The sequence below is a fragment of the Candidatus Poribacteria bacterium genome (assembly GCA_016866785.1).
Classification (GTDB): Bacteria; Poribacteria; WGA-4E.
In genome coordinates this window covers 1-3,915 of sequence record VGLH01000213.1, presented here as the reverse complement: position 1 = coordinate 3,915, position 3,915 = coordinate 1, and the positions used below count along the sequence as shown (strand labels likewise).

The 3,915-nt window shown below is 63.9% G+C and carries 6 protein-coding genes; all 6 read left to right on the top strand.

Going from position 1 to position 3,915, the window contains the following annotated elements; translation table 11 throughout:
• Positions 1–346: N-acetylmuramoyl-L-alanine amidase (locus tag FJZ36_18345; protein ID MBM3216860.1), on the top strand; the 346-nt coding region annotated here is incomplete at its 5' end.
• Complete coding sequence (gene pgeF, locus FJZ36_18340) at positions 316–1,107, top strand: peptidoglycan editing factor PgeF (protein MBM3216859.1); 792 nt, start codon at positions 316–318, stop codon at positions 1,105–1,107. The genes FJZ36_18345 and pgeF, both read left to right, overlap by 31 nt.
• A 422-nt stretch (positions 1,108–1,529) precedes the next feature.
• Positions 1,530–2,366, top strand: a complete 837-nt coding sequence (locus FJZ36_18335; protein ID MBM3216858.1) for a flagellin FliC — start codon at positions 1,530–1,532, stop codon at positions 2,364–2,366.
• 16 nt (positions 2,367–2,382) lie between these two features.
• Positions 2,383–2,745, top strand: a complete 363-nt coding sequence (locus FJZ36_18330) for a hypothetical protein (protein ID MBM3216857.1) — start codon at positions 2,383–2,385, stop codon at positions 2,743–2,745.
• 397 nt (positions 2,746–3,142) lie between these two features.
• A complete protein-coding gene (locus tag FJZ36_18325; protein MBM3216856.1) occupies positions 3,143–3,451 on the top strand; it encodes a hypothetical protein in 309 nt (102 codons plus the stop codon).
• Between the two features lie 16 nt (positions 3,452–3,467).
• Complete coding sequence (locus tag FJZ36_18320; GenBank protein ID MBM3216855.1) at positions 3,468–3,752, top strand: hypothetical protein; 285 nt, start codon at positions 3,468–3,470, stop codon at positions 3,750–3,752.
• Positions 3,753–3,915: the final 163 nt, after the last annotated feature.

Genomic DNA, 3,915 nt, shown 5'->3' with positions numbered 1-3,915 from the left:
CGAGAACCAGGGCCAAGACTTCAGCCTGAGCTTCATCCTCAACGATCTGCGACATCGGGCGATGAAGCCGTACACGGACGCGCTCGCGGACAAGATCCAAGATAACCTGGTCAGTTCGGTCAAGGTTGTGGACCGGCGGGTTCAGCGCGGTCCCTTCTATGTGCTCTTCTACCCGAGCATCCCGTCCGTGCTCATCGAGATCGGCTTCATCACCAACCGCTCCGAGCAGCAGCTCCTGGCTTCGGCTGAGTACCAGTCGAAGATCGCGCGCGCCATCGGCGACGCGATCATCGCTTTCGGCAGGGACACCGACGCTTGGCGGCTCGCCTCGACCGGTTCACAGTGACCGACCCGTCTCCATCGCTACAAGGCATCGCACACGACTGGGGTGCCCAAGCCCCGTCTCGCGCTCCGAGCGCTGCCACCAGTTGGCGGAGCGGCGGCGTCAGCGAGGTCCCGTACGCGTCGCTGAACGTCGGGCTGCGCGTTGGCGACACGCCAGCCGCCGTTGTTGAGAACCGCCGTCGGTTCCTGATGTCGTGGGGTGCGGTGCCGGACTCGCTCGTCGTTCCGGGGCAGGTTCATGGCGTTGCCGTCGGCGTCGTGACGCCTGATGAACGCGAGTTCCCAGACACCGACGCGCTCATCACGACCAGCAACGAGATCGCTCTGGGCGTCATCGTCGCAGACTGCGTTCCAATCTACTTCTGGGACCCGGTACGGGGCACCATCGGCATCGCCCACTCCGGATGGCGCGGCACAGCAGCCCGCATCGCGAGCCGAACACTTCTCTCGATGTGCCGTGAGTTCGGGTCGCGCGCGCACGACTGCCGGGCGATCCTGGGTCCCTCCATCGGTCCGTGCTGCTATGAGGTCAGTCAGGAGCTGGCAGATGGGTTCCGGGCATCTTTCGGCGACGAGGTCGCCGACGGGAGGCATCTCGATCTGTGGCGCGCGATCCGCAATGACCTCATTGCGGCGGGAATGCGCAGCGATCGTATCGTAGTTTCGGGTCTGTGCACTCACTGCCGCCGGGAGTTGTTCTACTCTCACCGTCGTGATGGCCCTCGAACAGGCCGCCATCTCGCTGCGATACGCCTCCCCTAGACATCTCGTAGACATCTCGCCCATTCACCGAAGTACATGCAAAAGCCGGGCGTATGATGACGCCCGGCTATGTTCGTTCTGTCGTGTCCAGGACTTCTGACTCGTCACTTTGAGAGCATGCTGGTTGCACGCCGCAACCCCAGTGCCCATCCGCTTGTCCAGGGCGGACGCGCGGCGCGTGCACAGATTCCCTTGCGTACGCACCCCGGCTGCGGTATACTCCCCCCAAGAGCCGTACTGCTGCGGCCCCTATGGGACTATACGTGCGATTGCTACTGCCTACGTGCCCATACAGCGATTGAGTCGTCTTTCCTGACAACCTCTCTATCGGAACGAAGCATCCGCATCCTTAGCGCAAATGTGGGTCCTCCGGGGTCTGCATTGTGTCCCGTGCTCCTGACTTGGGGCGCAGGGGAGGGCGTATGTTTCGTATCAGCAGCTCCGCACTTCCAACTGCGGTACAGAATAATCTGAACCGCACCACCGCCCTGGTGTCACAGTCCATCATGCGGCTGTCCTCCGGGCTGCGGATCAACCGCGCCGGGGATGACCCAGCCGGGCTGGCAACGTCGGCAGCCCTCAACTCCGTCATCACATCCCTCCAGCAGGCGAATCGCAACACGGGCATGGCGATCTCCTTCACGCAGACTGCGGAAGGGGGAGCCAGTTCCATCTCAGACATTCTGGTGAGGCTCAAAGAGCTCGCGATCCAAGCCGCGGACTCGACGACATCCACCAGTTCGCGAAGCGCCATCCAGCTCGAAGCCGATCAGCTCATTCAAGAGATCGACCGAATCGCGTCATCGACCACGTTCAACGGAACCTGCCTTACGGCGACCAATACGAACGTGACCTTCTACGTCGGTGATGGTCTGGGCGGCATCAACGACCAGATCGGTCTCCAACTGAGCAATCTGGGCTCCTCTGCCATCGTGGCTGGACTCACCTCGGCGCAGATCGCCGTCGTCGGCACCGCGACGACAGCGCTCGCTTCGGTCGAGTTGGGCATCACCTCGGTGACTCTGGTTCGGAGCCGCTTCGGGGCGGTAGAGAACCGGCTGTCGCGCACGTCCGTGGATATCAGCGCGCGGATCGCTTTGCTACAAGAGGCGGACTCCGCGATCCGCGACGCGGATATCGCACAGGAGGCTACGAGCCTCATACGCGCGCACATCCTGTCGCAGGCGGGGACGTTTGCGCTGGCTCAGACCAACCTGCTCGCGCAGAACGTAATGCCGTTGATCGGCCTTGCGCGGTAGAGGGAGGGACGGGCCCATGTCGGTCACTTCTGCCAACACACGGATCCAAGCCGTCTCGCACGCGCGTGACCAGCGTACCGCGACGGACATCGCCGTCCTCCGCACCGAGCGGGCGGACGACATGCCAGAGCGGGAGTCGAGGAAGGAGCAGTCTGAGGGAGATCAACCCGATCTGTCTCAGGGCTTGGGCAGAGCGCATCGGCAACGAGTCCTCGCCTACGCGAGCGATTCGCCGGACAGGCTTGGTTCGTCGGGGACATTAGGGCGGTCTCTCGAACAGGTGCGAGCCGAGGGACGCCGCCATCCCACAGACGCGTTGAACGTCGTCACCGCGTTTCTGCGACCTGCGGCAGGCTTCCGCCTGCTGCCACAAGCGTAGCCGGAGTTCCGGTCCGGCTCCATAGAACTGGAGGAACCACATGCCACCATCGGTTGGCGCGGTATCGCCGCCGCCAACGCGAACCACTCCGGCACCGGGAGACGCGCGTCCGCCGTCGCGAGGATCCGCTTCGCAGCCATCGCGCGATGTAAACCCCATCGCTGTTGTCGACTTCTGGCGTCCTATGCCCGTCGAGGGAGCGAGCGACCGCGAAGTCGCAACCGGCGCGTCGAAGCGCGTCAATTCCGAGCCGCGCGATACTCGCGCGGACGACGCGAATGCGATGGTCACCCGAGTGAAGTCAGAGGTAGCCAGAGACCCCGCTGCCGCCCTTGCTGGAGCAGCCCAGGGACTCCAGGCAACGGCGGCACGCCACCTAGTCTAGGAGGTCGTATCGATGCCCGCATCCATCGCCATCCGGCAGATCAACGTCGGCAGAGAGCAGATTCGCTCGTCGCTGGGTCACAACCTGGTGGCGGCCGAGAGCCGACAGCGACAGACGTCGCAGTCGTCCGTCGATTCGATCGAGCGTCGCGAAGTCAACCAAGCGCCGGTACGGGACATCCGAGCAGACGCCCCGGATCGGTTCACAGATGCGCGCGCTCTCGTGACGAGCCTGCGCCAACAGGTGTCCCAAAACCCCGTCTCGGCACTCGCCGCCGCAAGCGGCAATCTGATGCGAGACCCGACCGACCTGCTGATTTAGTTGAGGGGAAGGTTCGATGCCGACAGGAATACCCGAGGCAGGAGCGCTGCCCCCCAGCATCACGCGACACGTCGAAGCTGAGGCGCGCGTGCGCAACCGGCCCGAGAACACTCGGCCCGTCAGTGACGGCCTGCGGAGCCGTGTCACACAGATGGGTCCGAACGATCTGGATCGGGCGAGCCGACGCGAAGCCGAACGCGATCTGGAAGCCGTGCGTCGCCATGCAGCGGCTGAACCAGCGCGGTCGGTGGCAGCGGCGACCCGCAATCTGTCGCGCGAAGCGGCAGGAGCCCTCTCGTGAGAGCGCTGGCACGACCCGTACGGTGACTATCCCCTAAGAGTCTATCTCAATCCGCGTACGCGGCTTTGAGCCGATGCCAGATGCGCGTCCAGATGAGGATGCAGGCGAGCTTCACCAGTCCGCAGTAGTTCTCCGGTTTGACCTCATAGCGCACCCGAATCGA

Coding starts and splice junctions, on each gene's coding strand:
- FJZ36_18335 (MBM3216858.1), top strand. CDS start 1,530: ATGTTTCGTATCAGCAGCTCCGCACTTCCAACTGCGGTACAGAATAAT.
- FJZ36_18330 (MBM3216857.1), top strand. CDS start 2,383: ATGTCGGTCACTTCTGCCAACACACGGATCCAAGCCGTCTCGCACGCG.
- FJZ36_18320 (MBM3216855.1), top strand. CDS start 3,468: ATGCCGACAGGAATACCCGAGGCAGGAGCGCTGCCCCCCAGCATCACG.
- FJZ36_18325 (MBM3216856.1), top strand. CDS start 3,143: ATGCCCGCATCCATCGCCATCCGGCAGATCAACGTCGGCAGAGAGCAG.